Genomic DNA, 20,580 nt, shown 5'->3' on the forward strand with positions numbered 1-20,580 from the left:
AGTTTGATATTTTCGAAGGGCGAAAGAATATTGGCTCAACTCTATATCATTATTGAACTTTTGTACTAAATTTGAACTGATAATCACTATTTTCGTCACAAACCGTCAAGCCCGAATACGTTAGCACTCATTTTAAGACTGGCATAATATGACAAACAGTTTCATTGCCATTAATGGTGACCATATTGACAGAGTTGACGAAATCTTCTCGGTATTTAAATACATTGATACCAAAAAAGACAAACATTTTGAGGACTGGCAGACTTTCAATGATTTTTTGTTTGACAACTATTTCGAGTTTACAAATAACGAAGTTGCGATAAGAGGAATTTGGGTAGACAATGGCTGGACGATAATTCACGACCCAGAAATAGTCGACTCGTTTGAAGAAGAAGCTTTACTTGAACTGTCAAGAACTCTAAATACAGATATTGTAACTTTTATAATTCAGACAACATCAAACACGTTTGGATTTACGGTTTATAATGAAACTATAAAAAGAAAATTCTTTGTTTCGAGTGGCGAAATTTCCGACAATATATACGAGCCATTAGAACAAGAAAATGGGTTGAATATTAATGAAAACATATTTTCTGATGACATTCTGAAATTGGCAGAGAAATTAGGGATTGATTTAGAAGCCAAACGCAAACGAACGTATACAGTTAAACAACTTGCTTACAGTGACGAAATGAAAAATGAACTTGACGATTTTAGACAACAACAAACGCAAACAATTGCCGAAAAGAAACCTTGGTGGAAATTATGGTAGAAAGAAAAACGAGGACGTTATCTGCAACCATATAGATACATGATGCTAAATGAAAATTGAAAAAAACTTTAAAATATTATTCCAAACTTCAGATTTTTTATTAGGCAATATTTACGAAAATGTGTTTCTAATAAAAACGCAAAGCAATGAAGAATTCTATATTGGAAATTTTTATGGAGAGCCTAGTTTTGGAATAATTGATGAAGTGTACAAAAAATGTATTGTAGGTGGAGAAAAAATAATCAATTATTATATATTTTCTACAATAAAATCAGAATTTGAAATAGATAATTTTGCATACGACATCAAATATATTAACGAAGCTGAATACGAAATATTGACTGATCCTTGGAATGAAAAATCAGCAATATGGAGATTTCATTTGGTATCAGAAACATTATTTAAAGTTTCAAATTTTACTAAATACCAAGATAAAGAATATGTCGAACGTATTAAATGGTAGAATTAATAATGGCAGCAGATTAGTTTGACGATTTGTGACGGGCGAAAGAATATCGACTCAACTCGATATCATTATTGAACTTTTGTACTAAATTTGAACTGAATAATCATTATTTCCGTCACTAGCTGTCAAGCCCGAGATTGTTATCTGTAATGCCTTTACGAAATTATGTCTAAAAAAATAAAACGAATCAGCAGAAATATTTGCTTAATAAGATTTAGAAAACTTCCTCTAATTGAATATGAAAAAGAAACACAATCAGAAGTAATCTATTTTCCAAAATCTAAATATTTGTATTGGTTAAAACTAGAGAAAGGTTCTACTGAAATTTTAGAAGACCAAATTATCAAATTGCTAAAATTGCTAAAATTCAAAACCTTTATTTTTCTTGATGCTCGGAATAAATCTTGGATTTCGAAACAAACTGAAAAAAGAAAAGATTTTAAACCATTAATCAAAACTATTGAATACTTTAAATCTTTAAAAATTAACTCGAAATTTAATGGTGGAATTCAAGTGGAAAGTGAAAAATTAAATGAATTCTTACCTCATTTTTATACAATTACGAGATCCGATAGCGAATTCTTCGATTATCATTTTACCGATATAAACCAAAATATTATATTTTATATTCATTATTCAGGAGAAGTTCAAATTATATGTCTTAATAAAAAAAGCAACGTAATATTTAAAGAAGTCATAAAACAAACTAAATTTTTAGACTCTTTTAGAGACAATACAAACAGAATTTAATAGCGCTCATGTGTTTGACGACTTGTGAAGGGTGAAAGTATGTTGGATTAGCGTATTATTGGTTTTATATTTTCGTCCTTGATTTAAACTAAAGGAGTATGATTTCATCACAATAACTTCTAACTAAGTGGATTAATTAGGATATCAAAGATTAAGTTTTTCAAATACAAATTAATGTTCGAACTATTTAGCAAAAGTTTACATACCGATGGTTATCAATGGAAAGATTACAAAGACTATTTCCATCAAATGGAAGCACCCGCTAAAACAATATTACTTCATGAGGGTAAGATTTCAAAAAAGATGTTCTTTATAGAAAAAGGGAGTCTTCGGGTGTGGTTTAATAATGATGGCAAAGAACTTACCTGCCAATTCTTTTTTGAAAATGAAATGGTGGGATCTATCGAAAGTTTTAGAAAGAATATTCCTAGCCCAGTAACTATTGAAACAATCGAACCAAGTGTTTTATGGTGGATCTATAAAAGAGATTTTGATAAAATGATGGAAGCAATTAAGGTCGTTCCTCAATTAAGGGATAAGTTTATAGACAGCATTTTTGAAAGAACCTTTGTCTATATGAAATATTTCTTTTCCACTATTAAAGACTCTCCCCAAGAACGTTATATGAATCTAATGACAGAGCGACCAGAAATAGTAAAGCGTGTACCACAACATTATATCGCTTCTTATTTGGGAATTTCAAGTGTACATCTAAGTAGAATAAAAAGTAAAATAGCAAAAGAAAACAAATAGTCTAATTTGATAACAAATGTTATCGCAGTAAAAAAATACCGAGCGTAGTTTTGTTTGAAAATATAAATAAAATGAAAGCAGCAGTAGTGTTTAAAAAAGGCGATATTCCAAAATATGTTACAGATTTCGATGAGCCTATCCTTCAAAATGAAAATGAATTACTGATTTCAGTGAAAGCAGCAGCCATTAAGAACATTGATAAAGGACAGGCAAGTGGCAAACATTATTCTGTAAAAGATAAAGAATGGAATCCCAAAATAATAGGCGGTGACGGCGTTGGGCTACTTGATGATGGGACAAAAGTTTATGGATTGGCAACGCGCGGAATGATTGCAGAAAAAGCTATTATCGAAAAAGATCATATGGTTAAAATACCAGAAGGATTGGATTGGGCAACAGCTGCCGCACTACCAAATGCGGTGATGGGTTCTGCATTGGCCTTACTTTTTAGAGCTAAATTACAAAGAGGGGAAACCGTTTTAATAAATGGAGCAACTGGGGTTACGGGAAAAATAGCAGTACAAATAGCTAAACATTATGGAGCTAAAAAAGTAATAGTAACAGGAAGAAATGAACAGTCCTTGAATGAATTACTACAACTCGGAGCAGATGAAATAATTTCACTTAAGCAAGATGATGAAAAATTCATTTCACAGATAAAAGAAACCCCCATTGATGTAGTAATTGATTATCTATGGGGATTAAGTGCCGAATTAATTTTATCATCATTAAAAGGAAACAGTCAATTTTCACATCGTACACGATACGTTACTGTTGGGGCTATGACTGGCGACACTATAACCTTGTCTTCCTCCATTTTACGTGGTACAGACATCCAAATTTCAGGTTCAGGATTAGGTAGCTGGACACGAGAAGAAGTAAGTTTTTTGTTTGCAGAAATTCTTCCCGAAGCATTTCAACTCGCAGCTGACGGCAATTTGAAAATTGAAACGATAGATGTTAATTTGAATGAAATAGAAGAAGTTTGGAAAATGGATATTGAAAGAGGCAAACGACTGGTTGTGAATATATAAAAACAGATGCTAACATTGTGAGGGCAAAATATTTAGTTAAGATTAAAGTTTAATCTTCATATTTTTAGCCTTTACAATTATTTCCATCAGTATTTATCTAGCACTTTTTAAATTTGTTTTGATTCTATATAGAAAATTGTTAAACATAAATGATATCTACTAATTGGAATATAGAATTTTAGAGTCTGGATAGTTTACGAATTTCAATAAGATCGATAATGTCTTTGGAAAAAGAACTAGAAACAGGAAAACCCATCTCTAGAAAATGTATTATCGATTTTGAGACAACTAACATTTTACTTGCCAAATTGAAAAAATGAATACCAAGGAATTAGTAAACCATAATCGAAAGATGGAAAATCTAGGAATAGCCAGACTATTTTCTAGCCCTACTATTTCTAAATTTTTTTTATCCGACTCGCATAGTATATTATTCAACTAAAATTAAAGCAAATTAGACAATAGTGTCCTAAACGATGTTTAAGATTATGTTTTAGTATTGAATTCATTACTTTTTAGACCAAAAACTAGTCATATTTAAAATAGAACTCCTTGTATGATAGGGATGTCTGGATCTTTATGTTCCTCATAGGGTCGATCCAACCATTTTTGCAATTCAATTTTGACAAATAGATTCAATCTTATAAATGCGACAAGATTGGACAGGTGCCAACCAAACTTAGCGATAGCCTTGAGTACTTTTAATATCACAATAGTGATGAGTGCTGTCCAAATCTGTATCATTACAGCATTTTCACTAGTGCCAATAAATGATTTGATGTGCAAGAGCTGTTTTACGTCTCGAAAAAATATTTCCACTTGCCAACGGCTCTTGTAAAGTTCACCAATGGTATCGGCAACCCAATTGACATTATTGGTAATAAGTTCAATGGTCTGTTGGTTTTGTTCATCCCATAGGGCGATACGTCGCAATGTCTGGGGATATTTTCCTTTCGATACACCACCTTTTAGTTCTATAATTTCGTCTTTAAGCAGATGTGGATGCCTGTTTTCGGGTAAGTCATTTTCCTTCACCACCGTATATTGTAGATTATCTTTGTGGCGAATGACAAAATATACCCCCCTGCTGTCCCAGATGTGGAGCAAATTAAAATCATTGTAAAATCTATCGGCAACGATGACACTGCCTTTTTTTAGAAGAGGAACGTCATAGGCTCCTTTATTATCCGCTGTTTTGCCATGGGTGATGTTTACGTAAGCCGGTAGATTGCCATCGAAGTCAAGCAGGGTGTGCATTTTTACTGCACCCTTGGCCGTTTTGTATCTTGCCCAGTCAAAAAGCGATAAGCAAAGACTGATGGTGGTACTATCCAAAAGGAAGATTTTGCTCTTAATACGGAACTTGGTGCGTTTAAAGCCTGGATGCTGTCCTAAACTTGCCAGCAAACAATAGTAGTAATCTTTGAATATTTCATAGCTACGATGTTTGTTTTGATAACTGATGGTGGATTTGGAAGGGGCTCTGTCCACTCCAAGATGGTTAAGATTACCCGTGGCCGAACGTAGTCCATTGCTGATATCACGAACTGACTGACTCTTGGCAAATTGGCAAAACAACATCGATACTAAATGCGTCCAGCTGTTGTAGCCTTTTTGGTGCTTGTCACCTTGGTGTGACTTCACTATGTTTTTGAATTTACTACGGTCTAATTGACCAATTATTTGAGAAAACAAGGTTAACTTTGACATAAGAAAGATTTTGTTTTGTTCTGCAACCTCAAATGTAATTTGAGTTACAAAAAAATCTCTCTTTTTTTATTTGTTTAGGACGCTATTGATTAAAGTATTATAATATCTTGCCATTTGATAGTTAATAAAGAAAATCTATACTATATTCAGAATGAATGCGAGACCATTATTAGAAAGAGAAATAAAATTATTAGAATGTATGCTCAGTAATAAAATCTATGATTTTTTACTAAACAATCTATCATTTCTTAATGTGAAAGATATGCAAGATGGACAGATGGGGAGTATTAAATTTATTTATGATAACAATACTCAAAAACGAATGTTTAGCAAACAAATTGAAGAAATAGAATTTACGGATAAGGATAATATTCCAATATTAGTTACTATAAATATTGATCAATTTGGAGATTTATATGAAGTGGATATTTGGAAAGTGGATTTTTCTCAAGTAATAAATTATCCAAGTTGTTAACAAAATTAAAAGTTACAAAACTTAATAAAGATTAGGGCTTTTGTGATGATAAAAACTAGAGATATATTTAAAGTTAAATTGAATAATGATAAAATAAAATTTATTCAATTTATAGGTAGGGATTTAGTATATATGAATAATCAAGTAATAAGAGTGTTTAAAGATGAGTATGATAGTGACTCTGAAATAATTATTAATGAAATTGTGAATGGCAAAGTGGATTTCTATGTTCATACTAATTTAAAACCAGGAATATCTAAAGATCTAATAATAAAAATTGGAAATAGTTGTAAATGCAGGCATTTGTAATCCACTATTTTTCGATTAGCTTATTTTTATAAAAACGTATTTTTAATCTTTAAATCAATACTACAAATGTATAAACTGAAAAAGTAAGAGCGTTTATATAGATTACTGTTTTGTCTACCATTATTACTGAAAAATGGGTTGATTGATGATTCGTCAAATGTGTTAGTCATTCTCGTTAAAGTGAATTATTATCAAATTAAGCTAATGTTGTCTCTCAAATGGTCAATATATGTGCATTCATTAATTGTATTACTTCTCTTCCTGTTTATCTAAGCCTTAAATATCAATCTTAGACACTGCATCTCCAGTATGCCCAAGTTCATTATCAGAATTTACCAATAATATGCAGAGGCCAAATACTATATAAGACTGTCTATTTTACTAATACTTGAAATTGATACTATTTTTATATACTTAATGCTTTTGCAGTACCACCCTATAATTGAAACTGTGAGGAATCTCCCGTTGGATATCATCGAAGATTGGCTCTGAAAAGGATCCATTATGATTACTTCTCAGTAGATCGTTGCAAAATGAAAGAATATCATTGGTGCTTTACTTGAAAAAGGTAAGGTTATCTAAAACCAACATTATCAAAATAAATCATTAATAAAATTCACAAGGACGCTATCCCGCAGTTTTGTTGCAATAATTTTACCCTCTTTATTAATGAAAACATTAAACGGTAAACTCCTAATTCCGTAGGTCTCTGCTACATAACCATTCATTGATAATGAATCGTTTAATTGTATCCAATCTAACTTATCAGTTCTAATAGCATTGATCCATGATGATTTAGATACATCCATTGATACGCTAATAAAAGAAATATTTTTGATGCCATATTTTTTAAATAATTCTTTCATTAAAGGATGACTTTGCCTACATGGACCACACCAACTAGCCCAAAAATCTAAGAAAACATATTTTCCTCTATAGTTCTTGAGATGAATTAAATTTCCATTAGTATCTGATAAAGTGAAATCTGGAGCAATTTTTCCTACTGCAATATTTTTTACAGCTTCTATATAGGCTTTAATTTTTAAACCGTATTCACTTTTTTTATTTTTTTCAGAAAGAAGCTGATAAAAATAGGATGCTTTTTTTCTATTAGGATTTATGACATAGTTGTCTAGTATTATCAGTGTAGACGCTACTGAATTATTATGTTTTTTGATAAATTGAAGGGCTAGACTATCTATTTGGTTTCTATATTTATGGTAGCTTTCAGTAGTAGTATCTTTTAGTGATAGTTTTGAAATCTTAAAATTTTCTCTATAATTATTTGAAAGAATTAGTTCCTTAGATTTAAAATTTTCATATAAAGCATTTTCTGTAGCATTTGCAATATTTATATTCACGAATTTAGAAACTTCTCCATTTATACTTATTCGATTGTTTTGTGCAATAAAAATTTTAATTTGTTTATTTTCATTATTACTAAGTGTACAAAGAAGAGGTTCCGGAAGTCGAATCTTAAAAACAAAATAATTATCTTTAAGAATAACAGAATCCATGAATTCTTTTCCATGGTAGTTATAATTAAATTTTATAATAGTTCCGTTTTTTCCATTCAATTGACCTGTTAATACCCCCAACGGATATCGTTGTGCATCTATTTTTCTGATTAGAATAATAGACGATAGTAGCATTGCTACTATCCCTATTACTTTTAATTTATAATGTTTCATTTTTTAGTAATTAAGTCCAGGAATTGGTGATTCTTTGACTATTTTATCTAGCATTTGTTTTAAATAAATTAAATGCTCTTTGCTGTCCACATCTTTCGTTTTTCCTATAGCTTTATCGACATCAGAAAGTAATGATTTTAACTGTGCAAAGGCCAAAGGTCGAACATTAGAGTACATAACATTTGTAGGTGCTAATGATGCTAAGATATTATCAACAGAACCTTGTAAGGCGTAATGCTTGTTATACATTGTAATAATACTACCAACATACATTTTTTGTAATGCTCTTCTATAAGAATCTATTTCAGTTCCATTTTTCAGTTCACTAAAAATTCCATTTTTTAAATCATTTAACCATTCTTCAGGCGAATAAGCGCCTTTTCCATATTCTCTTTGATTAAGCATCATACGGTATAGCCTACTTTGGGAAGTTACAGAAGCAAGCATATTTTGTTGTATTTGCTCTATTGGATTTCCTTGATAACCGTTGTTAACTCTTCCTAAAATGGCTGTATCTATCAACCATTTTGGAGTAGTAAATAATTGCTCATTGAAAAATTGAATTGCTTTTTTTTGACTGAATAATGATACTGGTCTATATACGGGACCGGATTGGTCATATGTTTTTTCAGTGACATTCACGCCACCTAGGATTTTCAAAACATGTCCCATGTAACGATCATATTGGCCAATAGCTTCTTTATAAGCAGTGTTTAACGCAGTATAACTTTCTCCATCTTTTTTTGTCCAAGAGATAAGATTTGGTACAATTCTTTTTAAATTGGCAATTCCATATAAACTAGCTTTAATTGGATCGTCTCCTAAATCCTCTGATTGGGATCTTGGGTCATAGTCTTTTCCTTCTCCTCCAAACCATAATCTTTTATTTGACGCCAAACTATCAACAGTCCATTGGTTCAATACCTTTTTATCTTCTTGAGCATCTTTTGTATTTAAAATTTGTTTGTAACCCCATTGGATAGCCCATTTGTCGTAATCATTAATTCTTGGAAATAACCCTTTCTCACTAATATTGTCCTGTGGTTGTGCTACATAATTAAATCGAGCATAGTCCATAATAGATGGGGTATGTCCGTGAGCTTCAACCCAGTTTTTATCTCTAAGTTTTTCCACAGGAACAGTACTGCTAGAACCCATATTATGTCTTAAACCAAGAGTATGCCCAATTTCATGAGATGAAACAAATCTTATTAATTGTCCCATTAAATCATCATCAAATTCATTTTTCCTAGCTCTAGGGTCTACTGCTCCACACTGAATCATGTACCAATTATGAACCAGACTCATTACATTATGATACCAACCAATATGACTTTCAATTATTTCTCCTGATCTTGGATCCGCAATATTAGGGCCATATGCGTTTTGAATTGGGGCTGCAAAATATCTCAGGACGGAAAATCGAGCATCATCTAAGCTCATAGTCGTGTCATTTTCAGGCCATTCCTTTCCAATAATAGCATTTTTAAATCCCGCTTGCTCAAAGGCTTTTTGCCAGTCGTTAATTCCTGCAATCAAATAAGGTCTCCATTTTTTGGGTGTTGCAGGGTCGATATAATAAACGATTTGCTTTTTAGGTTCAACAAGTTCTCCTCTTTTATATTTTTCAATATCTTCATCCTTAGGTTCTAAGCGCCAGCGATGTACAAATGCATCAATATCTACTTTCTGTTGTTTATCTGAGTATTGATACAGAGCACTTGCAAAAAAACCTACTCTAGGATCATATAATCTTTGACGCATTGGCACTTCCGGTAGCTTTACAAATGAGCAATTCAATCCAAGAGTTACAGCTCCTGCGAGAGATGCAGCAGGAAGTCCTCCAGGTCCTGAAGAAGGAGTAGCCGCATAGGTACGTATTGTTTTAATTTCCGTATTTATAGGAAAACTTTTTATAGACTCAACATAAGATCTATCCCCTATCTGTGAAGATAAATTATAGGATTTTTTATCTCCAGCATCAAAAGTTAAAATGGGGCTATCACTTAAAAGAAAATCCGTAATATCAATCACTACACTAGAGGAATCCGTATTAAATGCTTTTATAGGAAAAGAAGCTAAAATTGGATCTAAGTTAGAGTTTGCAACTGCTTTGGAAATCATATCTGTGGAATCTGCAATACTAACAAGTGCAGAAACATTCAAAAAAACTTTATTATTAGGGCCTTTTTTCCAATATACCATCCTTTCACCAACTTCCTCTCCTCCAAAATTTCCAGCGCCAGGAGTTGATTTACTTAGACGCGTAACCGCCAAAATATCTTTATTAAATAAACTATTTTCAATTTCAAAAAAGTATTTTTCTCCCACTTTATGAACTGTAAATAACCCTTTTTGTGTTATCGCTTTATCAATAATAACTTCCTTATAGGGCTTAATTTCACTTTTTAAAGAATCCTTTTTATTTAACGTTGTTGTAGACGTTGTTAGAGGGTTTGAATGTTTTTGTTTTTTCTTAATAATGGAACAAGAAGAGGCCGTTAAAACTATGAATGCACTGCCTAAGACAATCTTCTTACCATTCAAAAATGCGATTTTGTTTTTTTTCATTACTATTTATTCTAAAATTAATAACCTGGATTTTGTGTTAATTGAGGATTCGCATCAATAGCGGCTTGTGGTATTGGTAGTAACTGTGATCTGGAAGTGTAAGTCGATTTCAAACTTCCTAGAATAGCATCTGCCGTAGCTGTTCTTTTAAGATTAAACCATCGAAAGGCCTGCTCACAAAAAAATTCTTTTCTATTTTCTAATGCAATTGTATCAATTAAATTCTTTTGATTTAAACTAGAAAAAGTACTTAATCCTGCTCGAGAGTGGACCATATTTAAATCTGATAGTGCACCGTCTAAATTGGAGCCTAATTGTGCTCTAGCTTCAGCTCTAATCAAATACTGCTCAGATAATCGCATAATCACAGGCAACTCAGTCACTCCTGCGGCTATTGCTGAAGCATTATCTCTATATTTATATTTGAAAGGAATAGTATAAGTATTGCCACCAAATGTCAAATCTTTCATCCAATTAACTCTTCTAAGATCATTAGAACTGTAAAGTTGAACAAAAGAGGGTCTCAGCTGATAATATAAATAAGTAAGAGAAATGCTAAATGGATTAAATGCTACACCTTCTGCCGTATATTGTGTCGTCGCTGACAAATAAGAAGACAATAACCAAATACTTTCAGTACTAGTATTTACAAACGTATTATTAATATTCGCAGAAGATGTCAATGAGTATAAACCTGAAGTAATTACTTCATTTGCATAAAATTCCGCATTGCTATAATCCTTTCGAAATAAATAGATCCTTGCCAGCAGTGCATCTGCCACATATTTATTAACCCCTACACGACTTCCTGAGGTGAAACTATAATCATTTTTAAGATTATCCCTAGCATCCAATAAATCTTTCGTAATTTGATTATAAACAGAATCAACGTTACTTTTTGGTAAATAGGCACTTACTGTAACATCCGTTGTCAAAACCAAAGGAATACTCCCAAAAGTATTTACTAAATTAAAATAGCAATACGCTCTGACGAACTTTGCTTCAGCTGTATATTCTTTTTTTATGGAATCTGAAGTGCCTGAGTAGGTTTGTAATCCATCAATGATTGCATTTGCTTTATAAATAACAGAATACCAATCTGAGAATACTCCAGCTTGTGTAGTACTTAAAACTGAATAACTATTATTATTCATTTCTACTAAAGACGTTGCTGTGTATAGATACAATAAATCATCAGCTTGTAAGGAACTATACAATGTAAAATTTAAAGACTGTGTTTCACTTTGAGATAAAGTTCCATACATTCCTGATAAAGCACTAGCAGCCAGTTTATCTGATGAATAAACCGTAGCCGTGGAAGTTTCATTAAGAGGTGGATCTATTGCTATCATCTTTTCACAAGAAACCAGACTTAGAATAGCAACAAGTAAAAATCCTAGTTTTAAGTTATTTAGATTATTTATCATTTTTTTTAAGTTAAAATGTGAGTTGGATTCCTGTTACTATAGTTCTGAGAGGAGGAGTTACAACGCCTTGGGATTCAGGATCAAAACCCTTATATTTTGTAATAGTGAAAATATTTTGACCTTGCACAAATATGCGAATCATTTGAGAATTAATTTTTTTAAGTAGTGCATTTGGAAGTGTGTAAGATAAACTTATATTTTTCATTCTTATAAAAGAGGCATCAACTACAGTAGCGTCTGAACCTGTATAGTAGGAATAGCCACGATACGCAGCCCTACCCTTTGTTGTGGAAAGCCCTGCGGTAACAAGGTCATATTCATTGCCCAATCCAAGGTAATTATTCACAACATCTGAAGACATGTTATTTAGATAACCTGGAGGGTAGTAGGATGCACTAGCAAGACTTCTTCCTTTTTGTTTTACAAACTGAAAGGTAAAGTCTAAACTTAAATTCTTATAGGTAATGGAATTTGTTAATCCGCCAAAAAAACTAGGGAGAGACGTACCGACATAATACCTATCACCTCTTTTCGTCGCAACTAAGCCAGTTGTTGGAGACCCGGTAGTACCCCCATTTAAAAAGCTAGTGAAACTTGGTAGATTTGTAGATGGATCTATTCCTGCAAATTGATATAGATAGTAGGCTGTAATTGGATTTCCTACAACATAAGAGGAATAGTAGGAAGTGTTTTCTATATTAGGAAAAGAAAGTAATTTGTTTCTATTTCTGGAAATATTAAAAGATGTAGTCCATGAAAATTCTTTCTTTTTAATATTTGTACTATTTAAGCTAAATTCCCAACCTGCATTTTGCACTTTTGCTGGTAGATTACTCTGATAGGTTGTAAATCCTGTCTGGCTACTGAGAGGGAAGTTTAAAAGTTGGTTGCTTGTTCTATTTCTATAATAAGAGGTGTTAATTGAAATTCGATCCTTTAAAAATCCGAGTTCCAATCCAATCTCAAGTTTTCTAGTTTCCTCCCATTTGAAATTACTATTTGCGATACGCGTTGGATTAAGCCCAGAAACTCCATTATAAACGTATGAGTACGTAGAATATGTTTCTAAGTATTGATAATTACCGATATCATCACTACCTACAATACCGTAGCTACCTCTTAATTTACCAAAACTTAACCAATGAATGTTGTTTTTTAAAAGAGATTCTTCTGAAAATAACCATGCGGCGCCTAAAGAACCAAAATTACCGAATTTATTATTTGGTCCAAATCTAGAGGACCCATCTCTTCTAATATTAAAATTAGCAATATATTTTCTATTGTAATTATAGTTTATTCTTCCTAATACGGAAGTATATTTGTAGTCTTGAGAGGAACTGTATGTTGATACAGAAGTTGCAGAAGATATATTGGTTAGAAAGTCATCAGAGGCAAATCCAGAAGCTAGTATATAATAAGGTTGTCTTGATTTAGAATACTGATAAGTACCCCCAGCTAGTAAATTAATTTCATTTTTACCAAACTCAGAATGATAAGTAATTTGCGGTTCTACGATATAGTTATTCGTATAATTATAGCTAAATGAAGACGTTCCTGACGTGGGGACCGAATAAGCAGCACTTAAAGACGTTAATGGTCGTAAGGTTGTCTGGTCCATATCAGTCTTGCTATAACCAAATGAAGATTTAACATCTAAACCTTTTACAATGGTATACTTCAAGCCAAGGTTCCCCATCAAATTTGACGTTTTGTTATCATTTGTTTGATTTAAATATCCTAGCGGATTAGGTAAGCTACCAATTGTGCCTGGTAACCAATACAGACTACCATCATTATTATAAAGCGGAAAATTTGGAGGTAAGCTATAGGCATATCCAGCAAGATCAGTGGTTGTTATATTATTTTTGTCCGCTGAATACATAGCCGTAAAATTCAAATTAAATCTTTGATCATTGGATGAGTGATTTAAGTTCAAATTCATACCTCCTCTTTCATAATGTTGACTACCTGGAAATACATTTCCCTCTCTATGGTAAGTACCGCTTAAATAGAAATTTGTTTGTCTATTTCCGCCAGAAATGCTAGAAGTTGCATCAAATGTATGTGCTGTATTCCCTAATAGTTTCTTCTGCCAATCTGTACTTTGTGTAGTATCCCAGAGTGTTAAATCAGGTGCTGTTGTATTCGTTGGAGTAGAGGATGGCATGGAGCCATTAGAAAAAGCAAGCTCTCTTAATCGTAAATACTCCGATAGTCCTAACATAGGAACAAAGTGTGCTACTTTAGAAATTCCATTTGAAATAGTGGCATTAAATTTTGTATTGCCCTCCTTACCTTTTTTAGTGGTAATCAGAACCACACCATTCGCTCCTCTTGACCCATAAATAGCTGTGGCATCCGCATCTTTTAATACCTCAATATTTTCTATATCAGCAGGATTAATGGTATTTAAAGGACTCGTATTTCCTTCTGCAGAAGGAAGTACATTGCTTGTACCTGTTGCAGTATTTATAGGAGAGGATAGATAGGGTATTCCATCAATAATATACAGGGGCCTATTACTTTTACTTAACGAATTAGATCCTCTTATCTGAACGTTTATACCAGCTCCAGGCAAACCATTTGTTTGCGTTATAAAAACTCCTGGAAGACGTCCTTCTAGAGCTTGAAGTACATTAGTTACAGGTTGTTTCGCTATGTCAACTGCACCAATCCCCGACTGTGCACCAGTACTCAACCTTTTAGTCGTTGTACCATATCCAATGACTACTATTGCATCCAAATTAGCGGGATCGGATTGCATAGTTTCATTTAAGGTTGACATACTATAAACAACCTGTTCTTTTGTTTGATATCCAACAAAAGAAAATATAAGCGTTACTCCGGGTTTAGAAATACCTATATTATAGTAACCTCTTTCATTGCTGATAGCACTTTGTGAGCCATCCTTTACTCGAATATTCACCCCAGAAAGGGGGGTATTTTGTTCATCTACAACGGTTCCTTCAATTAAAAAACCACTTTGATTTATTTTAGTGGTCTTTGTATTGTCAATGAAAGAAGTGTTATTGAGTCTATTTTGAGTTTTCAAAACTATAAATTGATCATTTATAGTCTCATAAATAACAGAAGTATTTTCGAATATTTTATCTAGTATAGACTTAAGTGTAACGTTTTTGAATGATACTGTGATATAACCTGTATTTTTCCAGATTTGTTTTTCATACACTAATCGAATATTTGCCTTTTTCGCTATGGAATTTACCGCTGATTCCATTTTTTGATTAGAAATATCAATGCTAATTTTCTTTTCTAATATTTGAGATTGCCCTTTAAAAACAAGTAATTGAAATAAAATTACCAGGGTGAATTTAATTAGATAGGTGCAATTTTGAGTCCTTACAAAATTCAAAATTTTATTTCCTTTTTCTATTTGCTTATTTTTTAGGCAAATCAGTAGCCTTATGAACAGTTTTTTGTACATTTGATTACGTTTAGTAGTAATTTTCGTTTAAATTTTAGCTAAATTGTAAGGGATGTTCCCAGCATCCCTTTTCTTATTATTTAAGTCATTAGTTACAGCCTCCTCCTGTAATATTTATATATTTATTTTTTATGGAATAATTGGCCCCCAATACGATGGATAGTATTTTTAAACTATTATCCAAAGACTGATCTGTTAAATCAGCTGAGATAAAACAGTTTTTATAGAGTTCATCATTGGCATTTATGGAAACATTGAATTTATTCTCAATTCGCTTTTTAATAATATCAAAAGATAAGTTTTCAAAGTTCATATCATATTCAGTACCATCAATGATTTTCTTTTGTGTGATATTTGCTATAAATTTTACGTTATACGTATTACTGCGTCCATTAATAGTTGCATATAATCCCTTACCAGGAGTTATATATATAGGCTTAATATTATTTTTTACTTTGTCTAATTGAGTTACCATTACCTTACCAGTGAGAACAACAAGATTTAAAGTATTACTAGTAGAATCTACTTTTAAATTGAAACTAGTCCCTAATACACGAGTAAGAAATCTTCCACTATGTATAACAAAAGGATGTGTTTTGTCTTTGCTCACTTCAAATAACGCTTCCCCGTCTAAAGAAACTGAACGTATACTATCAATAAAAACACTTGGAAAAGATAATTTTGATTTTCCTTTTAACCACACAATAGATTTATCAGGTAGAATAATTTTTTTTATCTCTCTATTGTTTCCCTGTACAATATTTTCAATTAAACGTATATCTTTATTAGATACGGCATTGTATTTTTTCCATAAGAAAAATAGCATTATTCCTAAAAAAACTGTTGCAGCAACGGCTTTAAATAATTTATTTCTATAGTCAAAAATCGAAAAATATCTACGACTCTTAGTTTGATGAATATTCCCTTTTATTTTTTGTTCTAATAAACTAAACTGCTCATCTATGTATTTTTTCTCATTTAAAAATACGTTTGTGGGTAGTTGTTTATCTTTTCCTTCATTTAACAGCTTATACCAATGATCTATTAATATTAATTCATCATTTGTACAATCCTTATTTTTGTACTTTTCTAATAGTTTTATTAAATCTGAGTCTGTCACGATTTAGTCTTCTTTAATATATAAACGTAATATTTAAATATACCCCTTGCATAATTTACTTTTTTTTGGATAAAATTGTTGCTTAAATTTGTAGAACTTAAATACTACTTGTAACACTACAAAATATCCTAATGATATAATGATAGATAATTCAGATGAACTATTACTAGTTGATTGGCAAAATGGTGATGAAAAAGCATTTAGATTATTTTATGATTTACATTTTATGAATTCTATTAAAAATGTATATTACAAAACTGGCGATTTTCATTTATCAGAGGAAATTGTTCAAGACGCATTCTTATCCTTTTACAATAATAAAATTAAGATAACCAAAACACCTTTATTATATCTTAATTCGATATTAAAAAATAAAATCGTTGATCATTATCGAAAAAAAGTACAACCTATTATATATGGAGAAATTAAAGATATAAAAAATGAGTTTAGTAAAGATTCCATAAGTGAAAATTTTAACTTTCAACATCTTAGCTCTAGACTAAATAAAGCATTGGATACTTTACCCACTCAAACAAAAAATGTTTTTATATTAAGTAGAGAGGAACAATTGTCCCATAAAGAAATTTCTGACAAATTAGGTATTTCTTTGAAAACAGTTGAATATCACATAACTAAAGCAATGAAAATATTAAAAAAAGGTATAGACTATAATTTACTATTATTTATTTATTTTATCAATAATATTTTATAGCGCAGATTATATTATTACTGATTTTTATATTGGATCAAAAGTGATTTCTTTTCTTGGTCCGCAATGACGTCAATTTTTGAAATTGATTTCAAAAATTGACGTCATTGCGTAATTATGATAACTTTAATAAAATACCCATTTCATCTATTATCTTTCTATAATAAGTTTTTAAATAATAAATTTTAGCAATATTTTAAAAACTTATTCAACTCTAACGATTGCCGGTCTTTTATCTGTTGGAATAACTGTCTGACTAGAATTTATAAAATTAATCCGCTCAGCATATCTTATGTAATATCCCCATGCAGGAAGTATTCCAAAAACACTGTATTCGGGATAATTTCCGTTGTATTCATTTGGTGTTTTAGGAATAGAAGTTACGCCACCTTTAAATGAATGTACTTTTACATTATTGAATGTGATATCCTTTATTTTATAAATGGAGGCTTCTAACTTTATACCACTGATGCAACTGCCAACATTTTCCGTAATATTTCTAAAATCTAAATTAGAAAATTGAATATTACTAATACTCCCTATTCTAGAAGGAGCATTTTTAGGTCTATGGCCTCGTTTTCCAGCAGCATGCAGTAGGAAAAACGCATTTGCGGAAGTTTGCAAATTTATCTTATCAAAAGTAATATTAGAAAAGTTGGCACCATCTAATCCTTGCAATGAAATAGCACATAAACCACTTCTTCCTGATCCATTAATTGCAATATCCTGAAGTAAACAATTCGTAAATGCTCCATAAGTTAAGGTGCCGAATTTTATCTTATTGCCTGTGGTACCATTTATCGTAATATTATTGATACGCATATTATGTACTCCTTTGGCAGAACCACTTTTAGGACAAATTGCATCGTCCTGGCATAATATTGTACTATTCGTAATGCTAACTTCATGGGAATCGCAAATATCTATACCATCTTTATTAACTCCATAGGTAGAAGTATTAATATTGATTCCATCAACCCTTACGGTATCACATTCTAAGATAACAAAGTTCCACATGGCACTGTTCACGATATCGATATTAGCAACTTTGACATTATTAGAATAGGCAACATATAAAGCCATTGGCCGCAGTGTTTCATCTTTGGTATGATCCCATATAGGACAATCTCCATTGCCATCAATAATGCCGCCGCCTGCAATTGTAAGATTGTGCGCACCCTCAGCATATACAAAAGCTTCCTTAAGTTCCCAACCGCCACCTCCAAGAATGCCAGGTAACCAAACATTTGCATTATCTGCATGCGGCTCTATGGCGGGATACATGGAATTATCCTGAATTCCTTTAAGTATTGCAGAACGATCAACCCATAAGGTCATGTTTGATTTTAATTTTATTTGCCCAGACATATAAGTTCCATCTGATAGAATTACAGAACCGCCATCAGAACAGGCGTCTACAGCTGCTTGTATGGCTTGAGTATCATTTGTTTTACCATCGCCTTTTGCTCCATAATCTTTAACATGATATTTACTTCCCGTTGGTCCACAAAGCCCGTTATCATTAGATACTGCTATATTATCTATATTTGGTCCCCCAATAGAAGTAGTCGCTAATAGTCTAATAGTATTAATACCTGCATTAAGATGTATAGTAATCCTCTCCACCCAGTAATAGTGCCAATCTTCAAAATGAGACGTAAAGTCTAAGTCTTTAAATGCAATCCCATTAACAATTAATTTACAGGAGCGATTCGTCCCACTAGCATTCGCATATTTTATTAATAAAGTATAATCTCCTGCTGTTGCATTATATATATTATTCCACTCGACATACGAACCTTTTCCTTCCATAACAAGATATCCCGATCCTACATATGGAAAATTTGATGAGTCAATTTTACAACCAAATGATTTATCTGTAAAATTTTCACCTTCGTAATAGGATGTATTAAAGGCTTTGCCATCTTGAGCACTTACTTTTTTTAATGAAAGTGTTGATAAAATAACAAAAACTATAAGTTTAAAATTCATTGCTATCGTTGTTTGAAATCTTATTTAACCAACTAATGGTAAAGTAGAATGAATATATTTTTAATATAAGAAAGACCCAAAAAGAGAATAATTGAAGTAATTGACTACATATTCAAAATTTAAATGAAACTGAATTGTAATCCATAAATCCAAGTAGCATTTACTATGTAGAATTCTTTTAGTATTCGCCTAAATAAAATTAATATTGAAATGCGGATAATAATTGCAATAAATAGTTTTATTCTAATTTTCCGAAGGACTTAATAATTGTTTTCCTTTAGGTACTGGAATCCCGAACTTAGGAAATCCATTTGCATCCCAAGTATACTTTTGCATTCGAGGTGAACGTTTATTACCACACCCATCTTGCGGATTACTATTCGCATGATAAAGAATCCAATTTTCCTTTCCATCTTTTGAACTAAAAAAGGAATTATGCCCTGTAGCATAAACTCCATTTTGCAAGGATTGTGAAAATACTGGAGAGGGATTTTTTGTCCATTGATTCTTATCCAATAAATCGTTACCATTAAAAGCAAGCATACCAAGACAATAAGTATCAGTCCAACAGGCACTAGCAGAATAAATAATAAATAATTTTTCATTATGAACTAAAGCTTGTGGACCTTCATTAACGCTTACATGATTTGGAACTGAATTGGGTAGTAAATCTCCATTTGTTTCCCAACTCAATTCTGGCTTGCTTATGCATACTCTTTGAGTATCTGGTGTTAAAGGATCCAATAATTTACTTATATAAATATTTTGTTGTTCATTGGTATTCCCTTCCCATCCTGACCATATAACATAGAGTTGTTTATTAAAGTAAAATACATCAGCATCTATAGCCCATTTATCATCCGCAAGATTTAATTTACCCTTAAATTCCCAAGCACCATTAAATGGATCGTCTGAATTATTTTGCAATATGAAAATTCGATGATGATTATTATCTCCATCATCTGCTGAGAAATAAGCATACCATTTACCATCAATATTCATCACTTCAGGAGCCCAAATCTCTCTTGAATACTCAGTAATCTCTGATAGAGCTTCCCATATTACTTTTTTCTCAGCACTAGCCATAGATCCCATATTGTCCATTTTCCATAAACTGATTTTATTCCCTTCCGTCTGAGTATAGTAATAAAAACCCTTATACAAAAAAACATAAGGATCTGCTCCAGATGATGCAATAGGATTGGTAAAGTATTTTTTACTATGCTGCTGACCAAACATCGGTTTATTCAATAACAAAAGAGAAACTAGTAAAAATACTTTTGATATTTTGCTAGAAATTAAAATATTCATAGTGTTCTTATTTTGATAAATAGCCTACCATTTGTATAAGGTCGA

The 20,580-nt window shown here is 31.8% G+C and carries 15 protein-coding genes; 7 read left to right on the plus strand and 8 right to left on the minus strand.

The annotated features are described in order from the left end of the window. Positions 1-148: 148 nt before the first annotated feature. The 5 genes from E0W69_RS07780 to E0W69_RS07800 all read left to right on the plus strand — a co-directional run bounded on the left by E0W69_RS07780 (position 149) and on the right by E0W69_RS07800 (position 3,775). A complete protein-coding gene (locus E0W69_RS07780) occupies positions 149-772 on the plus strand; it encodes a hypothetical protein (RefSeq protein WP_131329456.1) in 624 nt (207 codons plus the stop codon). A 49-nt stretch (positions 773-821) separates the two neighbouring features. Then, positions 822-1,235: a hypothetical protein gene (locus E0W69_RS07785; RefSeq protein WP_131329458.1), complete on the plus strand. Its 414-nt coding sequence runs from the start codon at positions 822-824 to the stop codon at positions 1,233-1,235. A 168-nt stretch (positions 1,236-1,403) separates the two neighbouring features. Then, positions 1,404-1,988 (plus strand): hypothetical protein, encoded by a 585-nt coding sequence (locus E0W69_RS07790; RefSeq protein ID WP_131329460.1) that lies wholly within the window; start codon positions 1,404-1,406, stop codon positions 1,986-1,988. 174 nt (positions 1,989-2,162) lie between these two features. Beyond that, on the plus strand, positions 2,163-2,741 hold the full coding sequence (locus E0W69_RS07795) for a Crp/Fnr family transcriptional regulator (protein WP_131329461.1): 579 nt from the start codon (positions 2,163-2,165) through the stop codon (positions 2,739-2,741). A 71-nt stretch (positions 2,742-2,812) separates the two neighbouring features. Continuing rightward, a complete protein-coding gene (locus E0W69_RS07800; protein WP_131329463.1) occupies positions 2,813-3,775 on the plus strand; it encodes a quinone oxidoreductase family protein in 963 nt (320 codons plus the stop codon). Between the two features lie 537 nt (positions 3,776-4,312). On the opposite strand, the gene E0W69_RS07805 is transcribed toward E0W69_RS07800, so the two are convergent. After that, positions 4,313-5,485 (minus strand): IS4 family transposase, encoded by a 1,173-nt coding sequence (locus E0W69_RS07805; protein WP_131329465.1) that lies wholly within the window; start codon positions 5,483-5,485, stop codon positions 4,313-4,315. A gap of 199 nt (positions 5,486-5,684) precedes the next feature. On the opposite strand from E0W69_RS07805, the gene E0W69_RS07810 reads away from it, so the two are divergent. After that, a complete protein-coding gene (locus tag E0W69_RS07810) occupies positions 5,685-5,960 on the plus strand; it encodes a DUF6984 family protein (RefSeq protein ID WP_131329467.1) in 276 nt (91 codons plus the stop codon). A gap of 902 nt (positions 5,961-6,862) precedes the next feature. Here the strand turns inward: E0W69_RS07810 and E0W69_RS07815 are convergent. From E0W69_RS07815 to E0W69_RS07835, 5 genes are all read right to left on the minus strand, one after another. Beyond that, the gene (locus E0W69_RS07815; protein WP_131329469.1) at positions 6,863-7,960 is read right to left on the minus strand and encodes a TlpA disulfide reductase family protein; all 1,098 of its coding nucleotides are present in this window, start codon (positions 7,958-7,960) and stop codon (positions 6,863-6,865) included. 3 nt (positions 7,961-7,963) lie between these two features. Beyond that, a complete protein-coding gene (locus tag E0W69_RS07820) occupies positions 7,964-10,531 on the minus strand; it encodes a zinc-dependent metalloprotease (RefSeq protein ID WP_131329471.1) in 2,568 nt (855 codons plus the stop codon). Positions 10,532-10,548: 17 nt separating this feature from the next. Then, positions 10,549-11,958 (minus strand): RagB/SusD family nutrient uptake outer membrane protein, encoded by a 1,410-nt coding sequence (locus E0W69_RS07825; RefSeq protein ID WP_131329473.1) that lies wholly within the window; start codon positions 11,956-11,958, stop codon positions 10,549-10,551. 10 nt (positions 11,959-11,968) lie between these two features. Continuing rightward, positions 11,969-15,196 carry a SusC/RagA family TonB-linked outer membrane protein gene (locus tag E0W69_RS07830; RefSeq protein WP_191968002.1) on the minus strand — a complete coding sequence of 1,076 codons (3,228 nt, stop codon included), beginning with the start codon at positions 15,194-15,196 and terminating at the stop codon, positions 11,969-11,971. A 295-nt stretch (positions 15,197-15,491) separates the two neighbouring features. After that, the gene (locus E0W69_RS07835) at positions 15,492-16,523 is read right to left on the minus strand and encodes a FecR family protein (protein ID WP_131329477.1); all 1,032 of its coding nucleotides are present in this window, start codon (positions 16,521-16,523) and stop codon (positions 15,492-15,494) included. A gap of 139 nt (positions 16,524-16,662) precedes the next feature. On the opposite strand from E0W69_RS07835, the gene E0W69_RS07840 reads away from it, so the two are divergent. Beyond that, a complete protein-coding gene (locus E0W69_RS07840; RefSeq protein WP_131329479.1) occupies positions 16,663-17,235 on the plus strand; it encodes a sigma-70 family RNA polymerase sigma factor in 573 nt (190 codons plus the stop codon). Between the two features lie 201 nt (positions 17,236-17,436). Here E0W69_RS07840 and E0W69_RS07845 read toward each other — a convergent pair whose 3' ends face one another. Further along, positions 17,437-19,224, minus strand: a complete 1,788-nt coding sequence (locus tag E0W69_RS07845) for a glycosyl hydrolase family 28 protein (protein ID WP_131329481.1) — start codon at positions 19,222-19,224, stop codon at positions 17,437-17,439. A 243-nt stretch (positions 19,225-19,467) separates the two neighbouring features. Continuing rightward, positions 19,468-20,535: a glycoside hydrolase family 43 protein gene (locus tag E0W69_RS07850; RefSeq protein WP_191968003.1), complete on the minus strand. Its 1,068-nt coding sequence runs from the start codon at positions 20,533-20,535 to the stop codon at positions 19,468-19,470. Positions 20,536-20,580: the final 45 nt, after the last annotated feature.

It is taken from the genome of Rhizosphaericola mali (assembly GCF_004337365.2).
GTDB classification, from domain to species: Bacteria; Bacteroidota; Bacteroidia; order Chitinophagales; family Chitinophagaceae; genus Rhizosphaericola; species Rhizosphaericola mali.

Coding starts and splice junctions, on each gene's coding strand:
- E0W69_RS07780 (WP_131329456.1), top strand. CDS start 149: ATGACAAACAGTTTCATTGCCATTAATGGTGACCATATTGACAGAGTT.
- E0W69_RS07785 (WP_131329458.1), top strand. CDS start 822: ATGAAAATTGAAAAAAACTTTAAAATATTATTCCAAACTTCAGATTTT.
- E0W69_RS07790 (WP_131329460.1), top strand. CDS start 1,404: ATGTCTAAAAAAATAAAACGAATCAGCAGAAATATTTGCTTAATAAGA.
- E0W69_RS07795 (WP_131329461.1), top strand. CDS start 2,163: ATGTTCGAACTATTTAGCAAAAGTTTACATACCGATGGTTATCAATGG.
- E0W69_RS07800 (WP_131329463.1), top strand. CDS start 2,813: ATGAAAGCAGCAGTAGTGTTTAAAAAAGGCGATATTCCAAAATATGTT.
- E0W69_RS07805 (WP_131329465.1), bottom strand. CDS start 5,485: ATGTCAAAGTTAACCTTGTTTTCTCAAATAATTGGTCAATTAGACCGT.
- E0W69_RS07810 (WP_131329467.1), top strand. CDS start 5,685: ATGCTCAGTAATAAAATCTATGATTTTTTACTAAACAATCTATCATTT.
- E0W69_RS07815 (WP_131329469.1), bottom strand. CDS start 7,960: ATGAAACATTATAAATTAAAAGTAATAGGGATAGTAGCAATGCTACTA.
- E0W69_RS07820 (WP_131329471.1), bottom strand. CDS start 10,531: ATGAAAAAAAACAAAATCGCATTTTTGAATGGTAAGAAGATTGTCTTA.
- E0W69_RS07825 (WP_131329473.1), bottom strand. CDS start 11,958: ATGATAAATAATCTAAATAACTTAAAACTAGGATTTTTACTTGTTGCT.
- E0W69_RS07830 (WP_191968002.1), bottom strand. CDS start 15,196: ATGGAATCAGCGGTAAATTCCATAGCGAAAAAGGCAAATATTCGATTA.
- E0W69_RS07840 (WP_131329479.1), top strand. CDS start 16,663: ATGATAGATAATTCAGATGAACTATTACTAGTTGATTGGCAAAATGGT.
- E0W69_RS07845 (WP_131329481.1), bottom strand. CDS start 19,224: ATGAATTTTAAACTTATAGTTTTTGTTATTTTATCAACACTTTCATTA.
- E0W69_RS07850 (WP_191968003.1), bottom strand. CDS start 20,535: ATGAATATTTTAATTTCTAGCAAAATATCAAAAGTATTTTTACTAGTT.